This is a genomic window from Fructobacillus sp. CRL 2054 (assembly GCF_028764065.1).
GTDB lineage: Bacteria > Bacillota > Bacilli > Lactobacillales > Lactobacillaceae > Fructobacillus.
The window spans coordinates 23,407-43,521 of sequence record NZ_JACOFN010000006.1 but is presented as its reverse complement, the minus strand read 5'-3'; the positions used below and the strand labels follow the sequence as shown (position 1 = coordinate 43,521).

The following is a 20,115-nucleotide window of genomic DNA, read 5'->3' as shown; positions in this document are numbered from 1 at the left end:
TGATGACTGATAAGAAACCGGCCGTTTGGTACGAACATCTTCATACAGAAAAGCATACGGGTGCTCGTCGTGGCCGTTTGCACACTCCTCACGGTGTTTATGAAACACCAATGTTTATGCCCGTTGGAACCCAGGGGGCAGTCAAGGGTGTTAACACACGAACGCTAAAGGAAATTGGTTCACAATTTATTTTAGCCAATACTTACCACCTTTGGGTGCGCCCAGGCGATGAGCTGATTGCTCAGGCCGGTGGCCTTCATAAGTACATGGGCTGGGATCAGGCCATTTTGACTGATTCTGGGGGCTTCCAAGTCTTCTCACTTTCTGATGCACGTAAGCTGAAGGAAGAGGGGGTGACTTTTCAAAACCACGTGAACGGGGACAAGATGTTCTTGTCACCTGAAGTGGCCATGCGCATTCAGAACAACTTGGGTTCTGACGTGATGATGCAGTTGGATGAAGCCATTCCATACTTTGAAACATATGACTATGTGAAAGAATCTATGCAGCGTTCCTTGCGCTGGGCTGACCGTGCACAACAGTATCATAAGAAGACGGATACTCAAGCACTGTTTGGAATTGTCCAGGGTGCCGGATTCCGCGATTTGCGTACCGAATCAGCCAATGAATTGGTGAAGATGGACTTGCCTGGTTATGCCATTGGTGGTCTTTCCGTTGGAGAGTCAAAGAAGGAAATGAACCGTGTCTTGGACTTCACCATGCCACTACTTCCCGAAGACAAGCCTCGTTACTTGATGGGGGTTGCCGCACCGGATTCATTGATTGATGGTGTGATTCGCGGCGTTGACATGTTTGACTGTGTTTTGCCAACACGAATTGGTCGTAAGGGAACTTTGATGACCTCGAAGGGGCGTGTGGTGATTAAGAATTCCCGCTACAAGGATGACTTTTCACCAATTGATCCGGATTTGACCTATTATTCAGATAACCCAATTCGCAAGAACCAGTTTGGTAACTTGGCCCAATACGATTTGCCAAACTACTCACCTTATCAAAACCTATCTCGATCATACTTGCACCACCTCTTCAACGCTCATGAACGTTTGGGTGAGCAAATTGCTTCGGAACATAACTTACGTTACCTCCTTCATTTAATGGAAGAAATGCGTAAGGCGATTGAAGAAGACCGCTTGCTTGAATTCCGTGAGCAGGTTTTGGAAGAGTACGGATATAACAAAAAGAACGCCAGATTATTTTAAAATCTGGTACAATGTAACAAATCAATCATAAAGGAAAGTAATTATGCAAAACCTTATCTTGCCACTTATTCTTGTTGTTGTGATGGTCTTTTGGATGCAACGCACCCAAAAGAAGCAAGCAGCTAAGCAAGCTCAAATGAAGAACGAAATGAAGAAAGGTTCAGACGTTGTGACTATTGGTGGTTTGCACGCCAAGGTTGACCGTGTGAACGAAGAAGCCAAGACTGTTGATTTGGACTGTGAAGGCGTTATCTTGACTTTTGAATTGACAGCTATCCGTTCCGTTAAGAATGCGGAAACTGAAAAGTCAGCTGTTGAAGCAAAGCCAGAAGAACCAAAGGTCGAAGAATCTGACGAAAAGAAGGAAGACTAAGGTCAACCTTAACTTGTCCCACTTAGGTGTGGGACTTTTTCTTTTTTAATTGACGATTAGGACGGGCCGCTCTATTTGCCTGTCTCGTTCAATTCGTTTAACTTTATTCAAAGTAATGGTAAACTAATAGCAAAGATATACGGCACTGGGTGTTAATACCCGAAAAGGGAACGGGAGATGCACCTGTTCAAGGGACTCTTCTAGCGGAAGGGTCCTTTTTTGAAAAATGGAAAGTGTGAAAAACGGATGGAATTACTTTTAACATATGCAAAGCCATACGGGAAAAAGATTGCTGTGGCGGTGATATCGGTTACGCTGATGGCCTTGGCTACCTTGACGCAACCACAGTTCTTAGAAAAAATGATGACTGCCATTATTAAGGACCAGAGTGATTTGGTTCTGAAGAACGGTGCTTATTTGCTGGGCCTAGCTTTGGTTGGAATTGTGGCCGGCATTACTGGGACTTACTTTGCCTCGCAGGTTTCACAAGGGGTGGCTGCTGATATTCGACGTGCTGAATACGAAAAGATTCAGAACTTTTCTTTACAGCAGGTCCAATCCTATAGTTCCGCCAACTTGGTGGTTCGTTTAACTAATGACATTAACCAGGTTCAACAGCTAGTGATGCAGTTGCTGCAGATGGTGTTGCGGGTTCCGATTCTTCTGATTGGGGCCGTTATCCTGTCCATTTACACCATCCCATCGCTTTGGTGGGTTGTCGTTTTGATGATTGTTCTAATTGTGCTTTCTTCGCAACGTATTTTTGCCATGATGGGGGGCAGCTTTGCTAAGATTCAAAAGTTAATTGATAAAAACAATACCTTAGCTCAGGAAAACTTGGCCGGCGTTCGCGTTGTGAAGTCCTTTAATCAGCAGGGACAGGAAGAAGCCTCTTTTTCAGATAACACGCAGGAGTTGACGGAAGTTAACCGCCGGATAGGCTATCTTTTTAACATGATGTTCCCAATTTTCATGTTGCTTTCCTACGCCGCCATTGTTGCAGCCCTACTCTTTATTTCAACATCGATTATTTCTCATCCAGATCAGTTGGCGAAGATTACACCATTTATTACTTATTTGAATCAAATCTTGATGGCACTGTTGATGATGGGGATGATTTCGACTTTTGCTTCCCGTGGATTCGTTTCTTTGAAACGAATTTCTGCGGTGATGGCGGAAGAGACGGTCGAACATTCGGTCGACGAGCAATCTAAGGTGGGCAAAGATGATTTCTTGAAGCAGGATTTGAAGGTGGAAAATCTGTCATTTACTTACCCAAATGCGAAATCCGCCGTTTTGTCTGATATCTCCTTTAAGCTGCGCGCTGGTCAAACCTTAGGAATCGTCGGTTCGACTGGTTCCGGAAAGTCGACTTTGGCCTTATTGCTAGCGCGACTTTATCAAGGTGATGGTGGAAAAGTCCAGGTGGACGGACAAGATATCAACAGCATTGACGAAGAAAGTTGGCGCCAGGCCGTTTCAATCGTCATGCAAAAGCCAGTTCTCTTTTCAGGAAGCATTGCTTCGAACTTGAAGATGGGAAAGGCAGATGCTAGTGAATCCGAAATGCAGGAAGCGATTGAAGCTGCGCAGGCGGCTGAATTCGTGAATGCCTATCCGGATGGATTGAATCACGAAATTTCAGAACGTTCAGCTAATCTTTCTGGTGGACAAAAGCAGCGTTTGTCCTTGGCTCGTGCGCTGGTAAAGAAGCCACGCTTGTTAATCTTAGATGATGCTACTTCGGCTTTGGATGCTCGTTCTGAAAAGCAGGTGCAGGAAGTGCTTGCGAACGAGTTTGCCAAGACGACCAAGGTGATTATCGCCGAAAAAATTGCTTCGATTATTCGCGCTGACCAAATCATTGTTTTGGATGAAGGAAAAGTCGTCGGCGTTGGTTCGCACGAAGAGCTCCTAGAGAACAGTGACTTTTACCAAGAAATTTACCAAAGCCAGAAGGGAAAGGAGGGCGACCATGAATAAGCTAAGAGTAGCGGTAAGCTATTTTACAAACTATTTGAAACCTTATTGGAAGGGGCTGATTGTTGCAATCACTTTCGTATTGATTGGAACCTATGCGCAGATTAAGGCCCCTCTTTACCTGGGAAATGCAATTTCTGGGTTAACAAAGTATTTGACCGCCTCCTTTACCCCCGGTGGCCATGCCTCCTTGGCTGACTTTTATCAGGCAATTCTTGCCATGGTATTTTTCTACTTGCTCTCGGAAGCCGGTTTCGTGATTTCCGGTCTGATTACTTCCCGGGTCTCATCGGATTCCGTTGGGCAAATGCGAATGGGCCTTTTTTCAAACCTGCAAAAAAAGGCAATTCGTTACTTTGATTCCCATCAGGACGGTAAGATTTTGTCGCTCTTCACTTCTGATTTGGATAACGTCTTCAACGCGATGAACCAAGCGGTTTTTCAGGTGTTCTCACAGGGGGTGCTCTTCCTTGGAATCATCTGGATGATGTTATCCAAGTCTTTGACAATGGCCTTAGTAACGATGGCGCTTTCTCCAGTGGCCATTATCGTGGCACTGCTCATCGTCAATAAGGCGCGCAAGCAAATTGAAAAGCAACAGGCTGCTACCGGCGACTTGAATGGTTACATTAACGAGCAGTTGTCCGGTCAGGCGGTTTTGCTAGCGGAAGGTCGTCAGCAAGAATCCATTAAAGATTTTGAACCAATTAACGAACGTGTTCGTCACGCTACACAAAGGGGACAGTTTTATTCAGGATTACTTTCACCTTTGATGCAAGGTTTCTCACTTTTGAACCTAGCAATCGTGATTTTCTTTGGTTCTTGGTTAGTCCTACACAATGGGATGGATAAAGCATCGGGATTGGCTTTAATTGTTGTTTTCGTGACTTATTCACAGCAGTACTTCCAGCCAATCTCACAGTTGACGGCCATTTATAATCCGCTGCAGTTGGCCATTACAGGAGCCAACCGAATCACAGAGGTTGAAGCAAAGCCGAATGAAGTGAATACCGGTAAGAAAATGGCCGGTCCATTGACAGAAGGTGTTTCCTTGAAGCACGTGGATTTTGCATATCAACCTGATCGTCCAATTTTGAAGGACGTATCAATTGATGTGAAGAAGGGACAGATGGTTGCCCTGGTCGGGCCAACTGGTTCTGGAAAGACGACGGTGATGAACCTATTGAATCGCTTCTATGATTTAAATGGGGGTGAAATTACCTATGACGGGGTACCACTCAAAGACTATGATTTGGAATCGTTACGTAGTCGCGTAGGGATTGTCTTGCAAGAATCCGTGGTTTTCTCTAAGTCTATTCGAGATAACATTGCCTATGGAAAGCCGGATGCCAGCCAGGAAGAGGTTGAGTCAGCCGCCAAGCAAGCTAACATCCATGACTTTATCATGAGCCTGCCAGATGGTTATGATACGAAAGTCACTGGGGCAGACAACCTCTTTTCAACTGGGCAAAAGCAATTGCTATCGATTGCCCGTACAATCTTGACGAACCCATCCTTGCTGATTTTGGATGAGGCAACGGCCAACGTTGATACGGTGACCGAAGCTAAAATTCAGAAGGCCATGGAAAACGTCATGGCAAATCGAACTTCCTTTGTCATTGCCCACCGTTTAAAGACAATTCTGTCAGCTGATGTCATTGTGGTCTTGAAAGACGGTCGAGTGATTGAAAAGGGTTCACATGAAGAATTGCTGGCTGAAAAAGGCTTTTATTCAGAACTTTACTACAACCAAATGGTCTTTGAGTAAAACGGGTGCGTTTTGGCTGCATTCTTTAAAAATGGTATAATATTGGCATTACGCTTAGCGCTTGAACAAAATGGGAGCAAATCATGAAGATTGGCTTATTTACAGATACCTATTTTCCACAGGTTTCTGGAGTGGCAACATCAATTCAAACCTTAAAGGATGCTCTTGAGGAGCAGGGACACCAGGTCTACATTTTTACAACGACCGATCCGAAGGTGGATAAGCACGCAAAGGAAGAACATATCTACCGTTTTTCTTCCATGCCTTACTTTGGTTTTAAGGACCGTCGTTTGACTTTTCGTGGCTTAATTCAAGCGGTTGATATTGCCCGTGAATTAGACCTTGATATTGTGCATACACAAACCGAATTCTCATTGGGATTGATCGGAAAGTATGTTGCCCGTCGTTTGAAGATTCCGGCCATTCATACTTACCACACGATGTACGAAGACTACACGCACTACGTTGCGAAGGGCATGCTTTTAAAGCCCTCTGCTGTTTCCCATTTGGTAAAGGCCTACTTGAAGTCAATGGATGGCTGCATTGCGCCATCTGAACGTGTGAAGCAAAGCCTCCTTTCTTACGGCGTTGATGATATTCCAATTCCTGTTATTCCAACCGGGGTAGCGGTAAAGGAACTGGGTGATGGTAAGGAAGACCTACACGCAAAGTATGGGATTAAGCCGGGAACTCCGGTTGTTTTGTCCCTTGGCCGTTTGGCTTTTGAGAAAAACATTACCATGACGATTTCTGCCTTTTCAGAAATTCTCGAACAAATTCCAGAAGCCCGTTTGATTATTGCAGGGGATGGTCCTGCCCGTAAGTCCCTACAAGAACAAGTCGAGGACCTTGGTCTGCAAGATTCCATTACCTTTGTGGGGATGGTGGATCACGACCAGGTTGCGGATTACTACCGCTTGGCAACGGTCTTTGTTTCATCATCTGATTCTGAGACACAGGGACTGACTTTTATTGAGGCCTTGGCTTCAAACCGTCCCTTTGTTGCCATCCATTCACCTTATTTGGACCAATTGGTCACAAATCCAGCCATTGGAAAATTAGTGAACGATTATGATGAATTCATGGAAGCCGTCGTATCATACTTGAAGGGCCCAATGACTGAAGAAGACGAAGCAATTCGTAAGGCAGCGGTCAAGAACGTTGACGCTTCAACTTTTGCGACACGCGTTCATGCCTTCTATGAAGAAGTGATTCACGACTATAAAAAGAATGATGACCATGATGATTCAGATCAGCTAAATGATGATGAAATCGGTTATATTAAGCGACTCTTGCGAAACCCCTTTAGGAGAGACTGAGTTGAAAGTTCTGTTATACTTTGAAAACCAAAAAATGATTGCCCAATCTGGGATTGGCCGGGCATTGCGCCTGCAACAGGCGGCCCTCGGTCCAATCGCAGATGTCACGGTCACAACGGATCCCAAGTGTGACGACTATGATGTTTTGCACATTAACACCTATGGTGTAAAATCCATGCACATGGTGAAAAAAGCGCATAAGATGGGTAAAAAGGTGGTCTACCACGCCCACTCAACCTACGAGGATTTTCGTAACTCCTTCTTTGGTTCAAACTTATTAGCGCCGGCTTATAAAAAGTACCTGGTCGCTTTGTATAGACAGGCGGATACCTTAGTAACGCCCACGCCTTATTCCAAGTCACTGCTCGAAAACTATGGTTTAACACAGCCGATTTATCCAGTTTCCAACGGGATTGATTTGAAGAAGTACCAGCCGGATGAAGAAAAAATTCAGGCATATAAAGAATACTTTGATATCAAACCCGGGCAAAAGGTGGTCATGTCCGTTGGATTGTTTTTTGAACGCAAGGGGCTCTTCGACTTTGTTGAGCTGGCAAAGCGTCATCCTGAAATCACCTTTATTTGGTTTGGAAATACGAATCTTTTCATCGTACCTGGTAAGGTCCGCTACGTGATTGAGCACCATCCAGATAACCTCATTTTCCCAGGATACATTACGGGTGATATTATCCGTGGTGCCTACGCTGGCGCTGATTTGTTCTTGTACCCATCCTATGAAGAAACAGAGGGAATCGTTGTTTTGGAGGCCCTGGCCTCGAAGCAAAAACTGCTGGTACGTGATATCCCAGTTTATGATGGTTGGTTAGTTGACCAAGAGAACTGCTATAAGGCGAAGGACTTGGACGACTTTGATCAACAGATGGAATCAATTTTAGCTGGAGACCGTCCGGATTTGACCGAAGAAGGGTACCGAGTCGTTCAAGAACGGGATCTTCATCAAGTTGGTCACATCTTAGACGATGTTTACCGTGCAACCCTTGAGAATAAGAAACTTCCACTCAATGAGAACGGAACGGTTGCCGTCCGTTTGGCCGATCAAAAAGTCTAAGGAGTTCCTTACACTATGTCACGTCGAAATCAGATATCCGCCCTTGTCGTTCTTTTGATGACTGGGCTTGTTATTTACTACTTAGTTAACGAACTTTCCGGTCGTGGGAAGCAGTTAGAAGCGGCTTTGAAAGTCTTGGACTGGCGCTATCTCCTTGCTGCCTTCTTCATGATGGTTCTGTCTCTTCTTTTAGAGGCTTTTGCGACCCATGCTTTGCTTTCGAAGCAGGACCGGGAAGAAACTTCTTGGGGAACGTTAATCCGTGTGCCGCTGATGAACCAGTTGGGCGTTGGCTTAACCCCTTTTGCAACGGGTGGACAGCCTGCGCAGCTTTATGGTTTAACCCGTGGAAATATGCCAGCTTCTCGTGCACTTTCAGTGATTTTGATGAAGTTCTTGGTATACCAAATTGTGGTTGTTCTCTTCTTTATCGTCGGCTATTTTGCCGCTGAACAATTTATTTATGAGAATGTTAACCCGGCCTTTGCCACCTTTATTCCCTTTGCCATTGCCATTCACGCCATTGTGATTGTTGGTATTTTATTGGTGATGTTTTGGCCAGCACTTTCCTTGAAAGTCGTGGACCTGAGTGCTAAATTAGTTTCAGTGTTATACAAGGGGAAATCCCTTCATAACATTAAGGAAAACTCCAAGGAAAAGATTCGCTCTTTCCACGAAGAATCCAAGCGTGTGATTAAATCCACGCGTTCGTTGACGGTTGCCACAATCTACACGGGCTTGCAGTTGATTGCCTTGTACGTTGTGCCTTACTTCGTTATTCGAGCCTTTGGATACTCTTCCGCTAATCCTTGGATGATCATTGCCATGAACATTATGATTGTGATGGTGATTTCACTCTTCCCAATTCCTGGAGGAGTTGGGGGAGCCGAAATCTCCTTCCAATTGCTCTTTACGCCATTTGTTAAGAATCCGGCCACTTTGGTTTTGGTTATCTTGATTTGGCGACTGATCACTTACTACTTTGGTTTATTTGCTGGTATTTTAGCTTATGTAATTCCAACAAAGAAACAAAAAGAAGGAAATCATGCCTGAAGAAACCAGTCAGTTGCAGGACATTTTAAAGCGACTATTTGCCATGAAAAAGTCAAAGGATGGCCGTTATCAAAAACGCCGTTTTGATTTGTACGGTTTGGAGTTACTTCAGGTAACCTATGACCAGGAGAATCAGGAATGGGATGTTTTAGACCATCGATTGAAAAAACATTACCACTTCGATGATATTGATTTGGTAGCGATTGAAATCTACGATCTACTGCGAGATGTACAGTTGACCTTTTAAGGTCTCTTTTTATGAGGAATGAAAGATGTTTAATAAATCGATGCTAAAGAAAAAGGATGCTGATCAAAAACAGACGAAGTCTACTGCTTGGTGGTCTGGTCTAACCGGATTTTTCCTTTTAAACTTATTCTTAGTATGGCTGAAAACATACGTTAATTACTTCTTTAACTTTTCTTTGGGCGCATCAGGTCCGGTCCAACTCTTCTTGTTGGCCTTGAACCCAATTCCAACGGCAATTATTTTGCTAGGAATCGCTCTTTACTTCAGGGGGAAGGTTGCCTACTTCTTAGTTTGGCTCTTCAACTTGATTCAGAGTATTTGGCTCTTTGCTAACATGCTTTACTACCGGGAATTCTCGGACTTCCTGTCCTTTGGAATTATTGGTTCTGGATCATCGACAGGAAACAACCTAAGTAAGTCCATTGCAGCCATCATTAAGCCAACTGATTTCTTGGTTTACCTGGATTTGATTATTTTGGCCGTTTGCTTGCTCTTCAAGTTCTGGCCGATTAGTAAGAAGGGAATCACTAAGCGTTATGCCTTCTTAACAACCTGCTTTGGAATTGCTTTGATGTTTGTTGACTTTGGAATTGCCTCAGTGGACCGTTCCGGTTTGTTGACCCGTTCCTTTGATAACAATTACATTGTTAAGTACCTTGGTTTGAATGAATACGCAGCCTTTAACGCTTTCCAGACGAAGAAACAGTCTGATTCTCGTAAGGAAGCTTCTGCTAGTGATTTGAAGAAGGTACAGGCCTTTATTAATCAGAATAATATTCCGGCTAACGCTTCTTACTATGGCACGCAGAAGGGGAAGAACGTCTTCGTGATTCACCTGGAGTCTTTCCAGCAGTTCTTGATTGACTATAAGGTGGATGGTCAGGAAGTAACGCCAAACCTAAACGCTTTCTACCACGATCAAAACACGCTTTCATTTGATAACTTCTATAACCAAGTTGGTCAGGGAAAGACTTCTGATGCTGAAATGATGCAGGAAAACTCCCTTTACGGATTATCAACGGGTTCAGCCATGACCAAGTATGGAACGGCGAATACCTTTGAAGCCATGCCAGCCATCTTAGGTCAGCAGGGCTATACTTCTGCTGCCTTCCACGGCGATGTGCCAAGCTTCTGGAACCGTAACAACACCTACAAGTCCTTTGGTTATAACTACTTCTTCTCAAAGAACTACTATCCAAATTCAGAGAAGGCAAACTACTCCGTTGGATATGGTTTGAAGGATAAAATCTTCTTGAAGGATTCCGCTCAGTATATCGAACAGTTACCTCAGCCATTCTATGCAAAGTTGATTACGGTGACGAACCACTATCCATACTCATTGGATAAGGAAAACATTACCTTCCCAGCTACCCAAACTGGTGATTCAACCGTTGATGGTTATGTGCAGACTGCCCATTATCTTGACCAGTCATTCGGCGAGCTGATGAACTACCTGAAGAAGGCTGGTCTGTACGATAACTCAACCTTTGTTCTCTATGGTGATCACTATGGTATTTCCGAAAACCATAAGCCAGCCATTGCACAGCTCTTAGGTAAGAAGTCCGTCGATAATTATGATTTGGCTAACTTCCAGAAGGTGCCATTCATGATTCATGGCACTGGCTTGCAGGGTGGTATTAACCATACCTACGGTGGTGAAATCGATATGATGCCAACCTTGTTGCACCTTTTGGGGGTTTCAACGGATGGTATGACACTCTTTGGACACGACCTACTTTCTCCTCAGAACCAGCAGATTGTGGTCTTCCGAAACGGTGATTGGGTAACACCAACCTACACGAAGTACCGGAATGAGTACTACAATACCCAGACTGGTCAGCAGTTATCCATGACTGGTAACCCAGCCTTGAAGGCGACGGCTAAACGAGTGCAGAACTACGCGGATAAGTCTCTGTCATATTCTGATGAAGTGATTACCGGAGATCTTCTGCGCTTCGATAAGTCCCGTATGAACGCCTACACGGTTAACAAGTCTTCCTATGACTATCAAAAGGCAGCGGCTTTGAAGCTGTTGAAGCAGAATCAAAAGTCAAACCCAACTTCTGTATTGGCAAAGAACGGTGGTAAGTCGACAACGTCGGATTACGAAACGGATGCGCCAGAGTTGAAGTAATTGACTCTATAAATTAGAAAAAACGAGCAAATGTGTGATATAGAACATTTGTTCGTTTTTTGTTATACTAAAAATTAAGATTTAAACTTTTTGGAGGGCTCAATGGTAGAACCAAAGCGAACAGATGCGCACTTTGACGTCGTATCAAAGTATCAGCCAACCGGTGACCAGCCAAAGGCCATCAACAAATTAGTACAGGGTTTAAAAAATGGTGAAAAGGAGCAAATCTTGCTCGGTGCCACTGGTACCGGAAAGACTTTTACAATTTCAAACGTCATTGCCCAGAATAATAAGCCAACCTTGGTTTTGTCACATAACAAGACACTGGCCGGACAGCTTTACTCGGAGTTGAAGGAGTTCTTCCCCCACAATGCAGTGGAATACTTCGTTTCCTACTATGATTACTATCAGCCAGAAGCCTATGTGCCTTCCTCTGATACCTTCATCGAAAAGGATTCAGCAATTAACGATGAAATCGACCAATTACGTAACTCGGCGACGGCTTCGCTGTTTGAACGAAACGATACCATTGTTGTTGCCTCGGTCTCTTCCATCTTCGGTTTGGGTGATCCCCACCAGTATAAGAATCACGTGATTTCGCTCCGTGTCGGGAATGAATATGGCCGTAACCAGTTAATGCACGATTTGATTGACGTGCAGTTTACTCGTAACGACATTGACTTCCAGCGTGGAACTTTCCGAGTTCGTGGTGATGTGATTGAAATTTTCCCATCATCACAGGATGAGTTGGCTTTGCGAATTGAATTCTTTGGCGATGAAATTGATCGGATTCGCCAGATTAACGCCTTAACTGGACAAATTGTTTCGGAAAAGGATTACGTGGCGGTTTATCCTGCTAAGCACTTCATGACTGACGACGAGCGGATGAAGCAAGCCCTGGTCGGTATCCGTGAAGAAATGGATGAACGACTCAAGGAATTCGAAAAAGAAGGCAAGCTTTTGGAAGCGCAACGCCTTCGTCAGCGGACCGAGTACGACTTAGCTATGTTGCAGGAAATGGGCTTCACGCCGGGGATCGAAAACTACTCACGTTGGATGGACGGCCGTGAAAAGGGTGAAGCACCATACACGCTCTTGGATTTCTTCCCCGATGACTTTTTGATTGTCGTGGATGAAAGTCACGTGACCATGCCACAGGTTCGCGGTATGTACAACGGGGATAAGGCCCGTAAGCAGACCTTGGTCGATTACGGTTTCCGTTTACCATCGGCTTTGGACAACCGTCCCTTGAAGCTGCCTGAGTTTGAAAAGCACGTGAACCAAATTATCTACATGTCAGCCACACCGGGTGACTATGAATTAGAGCGTGTTCCTAAGAAGGACGTTGTCGAACAGATTATCCGACCAACTGGTTTGCTCGATCCAGAGGTGGAAGTTCGCCCAGTCATGGGACAAATCGATGACCTGGTTGGTGAAATTAATAAGCGTGTCGAGTTGGACGAACGTGTTTTCATCACGACTTTGACCAAGCGTATGTCGGAAGATTTGACCGACTACTTAAAAGACGTTGGAATTAAAGTCGCCTACCTGCACTCGGACATTAAGACCTTGGAGCGAACCAAGATTATTCGAGAATTGCGTTTAGGTAAATACGATGTTTTAGTTGGGATTAACCTGTTGCGTGAGGGAATTGATGTTCCTGAAACCTCCTTGGTGGCCATTTTGGATGCCGACAAGGAAGGGTTCTTGCGTAACCCCCGTTCCTTGATTCAAACCATTGGACGTGCTGCCCGTAACGCCCACGGACATGTTATTATGTACGCGGACAAGGTCACTCGTTCCATGAAGGAAGCCATGGATGAAACGGCCCGCCGTCGTGAAATCCAGATGGCCTACAATAAGGAACATGGGATTACGCCACAGACAATCAAGAAGGATATTCGCGACTTGATTCGGGCTGATAAGCCAGCCGAAGTGGCTGAGTCGGTTGATATGACCGAAGTCGACTTTGCAGACTTACCAAAGTCGGATCAGACCGATATCCTAGAGAACCTGGCTAACCAGATGAAGGCTGCCGCTAAGGAGCTCGACTTTGAAACGGCCGCTAAGGTTCGCGATAATATTATGAAACTAAAAAAGCAGGCTGGACGTTAATTCGTTGGCCTGAATCGAAAGAAAAAGCCCAGTATGGGCTTTTTAACAAGTAGAGGAAAAGATGGCAAAGAATAAAATTGAAATTCGTGGTGCTCGTGCCCACAATTTAAAGAACATCGACGTTGATATTCCAAAGGATGCGTTAACGGTCGTAACCGGACTCTCTGGTTCTGGAAAGTCCTCCTTGGCCTTCGATACTTTGTATGCCGAAGGTCAGCGTCGTTACGTTGAATCACTGTCAGCTTACGCCCGTCAGTTCTTAGGACAGATGGATAAGCCGGACGTGGATTCCATTGATGGATTATCTCCTGCCATTTCGATTGATCAGAAGACGACCTCGAACAACCCTCGTTCAACGGTGGGAACGGTCACAGAGATTGCGGATTACTTCCGTTTGCTCTTTGCCCGTGTGGGAAAGCCTGACGACCCCAAGGATGGCACGAAAATTATGCAAACCATCGACCAGATGGTGGATTACGTGCAGAAAACTTTGGATGAGGGGACCCGTTTACAGGTCTTTGCGCCAATCATCGAGCATAAGAAGGGGACCCACCAGAAGACTTTTGAGAAGATGCAAAAGCAGGGTTACCTCCGTGCCAAAGTCGATGGTGAAATCATCGAGTTAGATCAGCAGGATGACCTCGCCTTGGACCGGAACAAGTTTCACGATATTTCGGTTTTGGTTGACCGTGTGGTGATGCGAGAGGGTTCTCGTTCACGTCTCTTTGATTCAATCGAAGCGGCCACTGGCTTGGCAAACGGCTTGGTTGTTTTGGAACCGGTCGCCCGTGGTGATGAAGAGGTGCAGGAGCCAATCCGCATGTCCGACCACTACTTGGGTGAGTTAAAGGACTTTCGTCCTGGCCGTTTGGAACCACGTCTCTTTTCATTTAATGCTCCTGATGGTGCTTGTCCGGTTTGTCAGGGACTAGGTGCTAACCAGGAAGTTGATATTGATTTGGTGATTCCAGACGATACGCTTTCCTTGAAGGACGGCGCCATTGCCCCTTGGAACCCAATCTCATCAAACTACTATCCTGCCTTGTTGGAACAGTTCTGTGACCAGTTCGGCATTGATATGAATGTGCCATTCAAGGATTTGCCAAAGAAGGACCAGGAGATGGTGCTCTATGGTTCTGGTCAGAAGAACTTCCACTTCCACTTTAATTCTGACTTTGGTGGGGTCCGTGACGTGGACCAACCTTTTGAAGGGGTCATGAACAACATTGCCCGACGTTTTAAGGAAACCAATTCGGACTTCACCCGTGACGTCATGGCCCAATACATGACCAAACTGACTTGTCCAGCCTGTCACGGCTACCGTTTGAACAAGGCGGCCCTTTCAATTAAAGTCGCAGGTAAGAACATTGGTGACGTGGCGAACCTACCCGTTAACGATGAAATTGATTACTTTAACGGCATTACTTTGGGTCAGCAAGACGAAGAGATTGCCAAGCCAATTCTGAAGGAAATCAAGGACCGTCTCGGTTTCTTGCAATCCGTTGGTCTGGACTACCTGACTTTGTCACGGTCAGCGGCCACACTTTCCGGTGGGGAATCCCAGCGTATTCGTTTGGCCACCCAGATTGGGGCCAACTTGTCTGGTGTCCTCTATGTTTTGGATGAGCCTTCCATTGGGTTGCATCAGCGTGATAACGATAAGTTATTAGCTTCCATGCAGGCCATGCGTGACTTGGGTAATACCTTGGTTGTCGTTGAACACGACGAAGATACGATGAACGCCGCCGATTACTTAATCGATGTCGGCCCCGGTGCTGGAAGCCTTGGTGGTCAAATTATGGCCGCTGGAACCCCGGAAGATGTGAAGAAGAATCCGAAGTCTTTGACCGGACAGTATCTATCCGGTAAGAAGTTCATTCCGGTTCCTGATTCACGACGTAAGGGAAATGGCGAAGAAATTGTCATCCGCGGTGCCAAGGAAAATAACTTGAAGAACGTCACAGCCAAATTCCCACTGGCTGAATTCGTCGCCGTAACCGGTGTTTCGGGTTCTGGAAAGTCGACTTTGGTCAACATGATCTTGAAGCGGGCCTTGAAGCAGAAGCTGAACAAGAATTCTAATAAGCCTGGTGCCTACCGTAAGATTGAGGGTGTTGAAAACGTCGAACAAGTGGTCGACATCGACCAGTCACCAATCGGTCGTACGCCACGTTCGAACCCGGCTACTTACACGGGTGTCTTCGATGATATCCGTGCACTCTTTGCTGAAACCAACGAAGCTAAGCTCCGTGGTTACGCCAAGGGCCGCTTCTCCTTTAACACAAAGGGTGGTCGTTGTGAAAACTGTCGTGGGGATGGGGTCATCAAGATTGAGATGAACTTCCTACCTGACGTTTACGTGGCCTGTGAGGTTTGTCATGGTACCCGTTATAACTCCGAAACGCTGGAGGTTACCTATAAGGGTAAGACCATTTCAGATGTCTTGAACATGACCGCTGAAGAAGCCTTGGACTTCTTTGCACCAATTCCAAAGATTGCACGCCGTTTGCAGACGATTGTGGATGTCGGTTTGGGTTACGTGAAGTTGGGGCAGTCTGCCACGACTTTGTCTGGTGGTGAAGCCCAGCGTATGAAGTTGGCTTCTGAATTGCACCGTCGTACCAACGGTAAGACCATTTACATCCTGGACGAGCCAACGACTGGTTTGCACACCGATGACATTGAACGTTTGCTTGTTGTGCTGAACCGTTTGGTTGATTCTGGTAACACGATTGTTGTCATTGAACATAACCTGGATGTGATTAAGTCCGCCGACTGGATCATTGATCTTGGTCCTGAAGGTGGTGCCGGTGGTGGCCAAATTATCGCCACTGGAACGCCTGAAAAAGTCGCTAAGAGTAAGGACTCTTACACTGCTAAGTACCTAAAGCAAATCATGGAACGTGATATTGCACGGGCGAAGGCGGAGAAGAAATAAAGGAAAAACTAACCATCTGGTTAGTTTTTTTATATAAATTCAAAATAGATAAATTAAGAGTCCTTAAAATGCATTGAGTAACAATGTGTGGAAAAAATAAAATACCCCTGAAAAATAATGATAAAACGAATGATATTATTTTATAATTTTGCTTTTTTTGTATAAATTTAAACTTTATATCTAGCAAAGTAATGTTTTTAAATATATAAATTGTATATTTTTGATTGTGGTGTTATGCTAAAAACGATCTTTTATAGAAAGAGGAGTATTAATAATGGTTCAATCAGTTGATAAGTCAAATAACGATGCCTTTGCGGTAAGTTTGGTAACACCTTGGATTAAAGGGGAAATGTTTGTTGGGCAAGATGATTTTCTTAAAATTAAGATGCCTAACACTGTTTTCTTTGGTTTGATTCCTGCAGGACAAACAAAGGATAATTCACCATTGGCAAACGTATCAAACGTTTACACTTCACGTTCATACAAGTTGCTCAATATTATTATTGGACTTCTACTTGTCATTTTTGGATTCTCATCATTTGGTTCAGATGCTGGAACAGCTATCATCTTACTTGTGATTGGTGTTCTATTGATGGGAAGCGGAATTAAGACCGTATTCGCTTATGAACGTTCAGGTGTTGAAAAGCGTATTGAATTGCCTTTCTTCGAAGCTAATCACGCTGAAGAATTTGAAGAAGAAGTTGTAAGTCGTATTGCAGCATTCCAAGATGATCGTAATGTACGTAAGCACAGCGAATCAAACGCTCAAACGATTACTGATGCAATCCGTGAATCACACAAAGATTAATTAATTTTTTATTGAAGTTTTTCGTAACTTTGATAAATAAAGAGGCACTAACGATTAAGTTAGCGCCTCTTTTTAATTGGAAAATAAATTCATTGTTTTGAAATCACTCTTTGTAAAATACTTTTTATTGTTGTTTCTATTCAAATTTTAGAATGTGAAAAATAAAAATATTTAAGTGATTTTGACATGAAAAAGCAATTTTTATTGAGTGAAACAATCTTTTACTTTGCTCACAAATTCTTATACAAAAGCTTTCTACACATTAACATTAAAATCATGTTAAAATGAAATCTATTGAAATCTGTGCAGAAAAAGGAGGTCGCAGAATGGAAAAAGAAGAATTAAACCGGGGGTTCGGTCTCTGGTCCTCACTCGCGTTAGTAATTGGGACCATTATTGGATCCGGAATTTTCTTTAAGCAAGGATCAGTGTTACAAACGGCTGGTTCAACATCCTCGGCCTTACTTGCTTGGTTGGCTGGTGGTGTTTTGACTTTGACGGCGGGGATGACCGTTGCTGAAGTTGGGTCACAAATGGCCGAAACGGGTGGTATTTACATCTACCTGACAAAGCTTTATGGAAAGACAGTCGGTTACTTGGCTGGCTGGATGCAGGTTATCTTCTATGGACCTGCTATGATGGGTGCAATTTCAGCTTACCTTGGTTTGCTTTGTGCCTCATTGTTTGGAATTGACAAGATGTGGTCAGTACCAATGGGAATGGTTGGATTAGGCTTCATTGGCTTGATTAACTCATTGCCAAACAAGAACTCAGCATCCTTCCAGGTTTTGACCACAACCATTAAGTTGTTGCCAATTGTTGCTTTGATCATTTACGGTTTATTCTTTGGTAAGGAAGACGCCTTGTCACAAACTGTTTCAACTGCCATGCAAACAACTGGTGGCGGCTTCGGAGTTGCTGTTTTGTCAACACTCTTTGCCTATGATGGTTGGGTTACTTTGGCCAACATTTCTGGTGAAATTCGCAATCCACAAAAGACGATGCCAAAGGCAATTGTTTATGGAATCTTGATTGTTATTGTGGCCTTTGTTGGTGTGTCATACGGTACTTACCGTGCTTTGCCAGCCGACAAGATTGTGTCACTTGGTTCATCAGCTACTGTCCACGTTGCTGAACAAGCCTTTGGGCTTTGGGGTGGTCGAATTCTTTCGGTTGCCATCTTGATTTCATTGCTTGGTACATTGAATGGAAAAGTCGTTTCATTCCCACGTGTGCTTTTTGCTATGGCACGTAAGGGTGACTTCCCATTCGCTAAGACTTTTGCAAAGTTGAACCCTAAGTCAAAGACGCCAAACAATGCTATCTGGTTCTTGATTTTGATTGGTTACGCCATGATGTGGTTGACTGATCCAAACCAATTGACTGATTACGCTGTTTTCATTACTTTCTTGTTTTATATTTTGGCATTCATTGGCGCTTTCAAGCTTCGTAAAGAAGATCCAGAAGGGAAGCACCGAGACTTCTCAATGCCTCTCTACCCAGTGATTCCAATCATTGCCATCCTTGGTTCTATCTACGTTGAAGTGTCAGAATTAACCAACGATTTGCATGGAGTGTTGGTTTCCGTTATAATCGTATTATTGGGTTGGCCAGTATATTACTGGTTGAATAAGAAAAATAGATAAAGAACACCACACAAGCACCCGCTACTCGCGGTTGTTGAACGGATATACAACGGAGGTTTGATTACTTTATCCCTTGGTTAAACGGGTGAAATTCCGAGTTTAATCTTCAGATAATATTTATCAGGGATACTGTAAGACATGATGTTTAATAAAATTTTACTTACAAGTATTGCGGTTGCCGGTCTTGCATTGACAGCTGTCAACCAACAATTTAATAGTTCTAAATCCACGACCGACCAAGCCGTTAAGGTATCTGGCTCTGTCAATGGTAAGACAGTTAAAACTGCTGTTTCATCATTGGATAACATTAAGAGCTTAGAAACTACGGCAGCCGGTCAAGAAGTAGCTGCTGATACTGATACATCTTCCCAAGATACATCAGATCAGACGACAGATACTTCCAGCCAAGCAGCAGCTGATACGTCTTCTGCGTCATCAAGCCAAGCTACTACGACTGCGGTAAGCACCCAATCAAGCACTACAACGACTTCAACGGCTACACCAGCCGCTACAACGACTTCAACGTCAACTTCTTCTGATGCTTCCGGTGATATTAACTGGTTGATCCAACGTGAATCTGGCGGAAATGTTAACGCTCAAAACGGTTCTTTCTACGGAATCGGACAATTGTCTCCATCAGCATATGCTACTTATGCTCCTGGTCAAGACTACCATGGTAACTACGCTGTTCAATTACAGGCAATGCAAGGTTATATTGCAGGCCGTTATGGTTCAGTTGCAAATGCCATTGCACATTTCCAATCAAACGGTTGGTACTAATCCAAAGGTTTGAATGATTTAAAAGACCCCTTTCGGGGGTCTTTTTTTGTCCCAGAAGAAGCCTGTTTTCGTGTATAATAGGGCTTAAATCATAAAGTGAGTAGAAAAATGGTCCTGAACTTCTTAAAACCCACATACTGTGTACAATCTGTTTACGATTTATCAGTTAATGAATTAAAAAAACACCATATTAAAGCTGTGTTAACCGATCTGGATAACACGCTTTTAGCCTGGAATAATCCAAAGGGTACACCGGAATTGCACGAGTGGCTGAAGGAAACAAAGGCAGCGGGTATCGACGTGATTGTGGTGTCAAACAATACCTGGGACCGTGTCAAGAAGGCGGTTGGGGATTTAGACGTTGATTATACGGCTTGGTCATTAAAGCCACTGCCCCGCGGTATCTTGAAGGTGATGCATGAACGTGGCCTAAAGAAAGATGAAGTTCTGATGGTTGGCGATCAAATGTTGACCGACGTTTGGGCTTCTCACTTAGCCGGTGTAAAATCAGTATTGGTAGAACGTTTAATTGAGTCTGACATGTGGCAAACATGGGTCAACCGTTTTATTGAAAATCAGGCCAAAAAAATTATCTATAGAAAAAAAGGCCTCGTTTTTTATGATTCATTAACGAAGGCTGTTGAAGCAAAGAAAGATTAAGGTCT

At 44.2% G+C, this 20,115-nt stretch carries 15 protein-coding genes; all 15 read left to right on the top strand.

Translation table 11 applies throughout. From position 1 onward, the window contains the following. The first annotated feature begins 2 nt into the window (after positions 1 to 2). The 15 genes from tgt to H7198_RS03740 all read left to right on the top strand — a co-directional run bounded on the left by tgt (position 3) and on the right by H7198_RS03740 (position 20,110). Positions 3 to 1,220 carry a tRNA guanosine(34) transglycosylase Tgt gene (gene tgt / locus H7198_RS03810; protein WP_274458457.1) on the top strand — a complete coding sequence of 406 codons (1,218 nt, stop codon included), beginning with the start codon at positions 3 to 5 and terminating at the stop codon, positions 1,218 to 1,220. Between the two features lie 43 nt (positions 1,221 to 1,263). Then, positions 1,264 to 1,593, top strand: a complete 330-nt coding sequence (gene yajC, locus H7198_RS03805; RefSeq protein WP_276057344.1) for a preprotein translocase subunit YajC — start codon at positions 1,264 to 1,266, stop codon at positions 1,591 to 1,593. A 246-nt stretch (positions 1,594 to 1,839) separates the two neighbouring features. Continuing rightward, the gene (locus H7198_RS03800; protein ID WP_274458456.1) at positions 1,840 to 3,576 is read left to right on the top strand and encodes an ABC transporter ATP-binding protein; all 1,737 of its coding nucleotides are present in this window, start codon (positions 1,840 to 1,842) and stop codon (positions 3,574 to 3,576) included. After that, complete coding sequence (locus H7198_RS03795) at positions 3,569 to 5,341, top strand: ABC transporter ATP-binding protein (RefSeq protein ID WP_274458455.1); 1,773 nt, start codon at positions 3,569 to 3,571, stop codon at positions 5,339 to 5,341. Before H7198_RS03800 ends, H7198_RS03795 begins: the two co-directional genes overlap by 8 nt. A gap of 83 nt (positions 5,342 to 5,424) precedes the next feature. Further along, positions 5,425 to 6,660 carry a glycosyltransferase family 4 protein gene (locus tag H7198_RS03790; protein WP_274458454.1) on the top strand — a complete coding sequence of 412 codons (1,236 nt, stop codon included), beginning with the start codon at positions 5,425 to 5,427 and terminating at the stop codon, positions 6,658 to 6,660. A gap of 1 nt (position 6,661) precedes the next feature. Continuing rightward, entirely contained in the window at positions 6,662 to 7,729 is a 1,068-nt protein-coding gene (locus tag H7198_RS03785) for a glycosyltransferase (RefSeq protein ID WP_274458453.1), read from the top strand. Between the two features lie 15 nt (positions 7,730 to 7,744). Continuing rightward, positions 7,745 to 8,782 (top strand): lysylphosphatidylglycerol synthase transmembrane domain-containing protein, encoded by a 1,038-nt coding sequence (locus tag H7198_RS03780; protein WP_274458452.1) that lies wholly within the window; start codon positions 7,745 to 7,747, stop codon positions 8,780 to 8,782. Further along, on the top strand, positions 8,775 to 9,029 hold the full coding sequence (locus H7198_RS03775) for a DUF1797 family protein (RefSeq protein WP_091502378.1): 255 nt from the start codon (positions 8,775 to 8,777) through the stop codon (positions 9,027 to 9,029). Before H7198_RS03780 ends, H7198_RS03775 begins: the two co-directional genes overlap by 8 nt. 40 nt (positions 9,030 to 9,069) lie before the next feature. Then, complete coding sequence (locus H7198_RS03770) at positions 9,070 to 11,163, top strand: LTA synthase family protein (RefSeq protein WP_274458451.1); 2,094 nt, start codon at positions 9,070 to 9,072, stop codon at positions 11,161 to 11,163. 102 nt (positions 11,164 to 11,265) lie between these two features. Beyond that, on the top strand, positions 11,266 to 13,278 hold the full coding sequence (uvrB, locus tag H7198_RS03765; protein WP_274458450.1) for an excinuclease ABC subunit UvrB: 2,013 nt from the start codon (positions 11,266 to 11,268) through the stop codon (positions 13,276 to 13,278). A 61-nt stretch (positions 13,279 to 13,339) separates the two neighbouring features. Continuing rightward, positions 13,340 to 16,216: an excinuclease ABC subunit UvrA gene (gene uvrA / locus H7198_RS03760; protein WP_274458449.1), complete on the top strand. Its 2,877-nt coding sequence runs from the start codon at positions 13,340 to 13,342 to the stop codon at positions 16,214 to 16,216. 274 nt (positions 16,217 to 16,490) lie between these two features. Further along, entirely contained in the window at positions 16,491 to 17,024 is a 534-nt protein-coding gene (locus tag H7198_RS03755; RefSeq protein ID WP_274458448.1) for a DUF2892 domain-containing protein, read from the top strand. Between the two features lie 326 nt (positions 17,025 to 17,350). Next, complete coding sequence (locus tag H7198_RS03750) at positions 17,351 to 18,670, top strand: APC family permease (RefSeq protein ID WP_274458447.1); 1,320 nt, start codon at positions 17,351 to 17,353, stop codon at positions 18,668 to 18,670. A gap of 138 nt (positions 18,671 to 18,808) precedes the next feature. Then, positions 18,809 to 19,450, top strand: a complete 642-nt coding sequence (locus H7198_RS03745; RefSeq protein ID WP_274458446.1) for a peptidoglycan-binding protein — start codon at positions 18,809 to 18,811, stop codon at positions 19,448 to 19,450. A 108-nt stretch (positions 19,451 to 19,558) separates the two neighbouring features. Further along, positions 19,559 to 20,110 carry a YqeG family HAD IIIA-type phosphatase gene (locus tag H7198_RS03740; protein WP_274458507.1) on the top strand — a complete coding sequence of 184 codons (552 nt, stop codon included), beginning with the start codon at positions 19,559 to 19,561 and terminating at the stop codon, positions 20,108 to 20,110. Positions 20,111 to 20,115 lie beyond the last annotated feature (5 nt).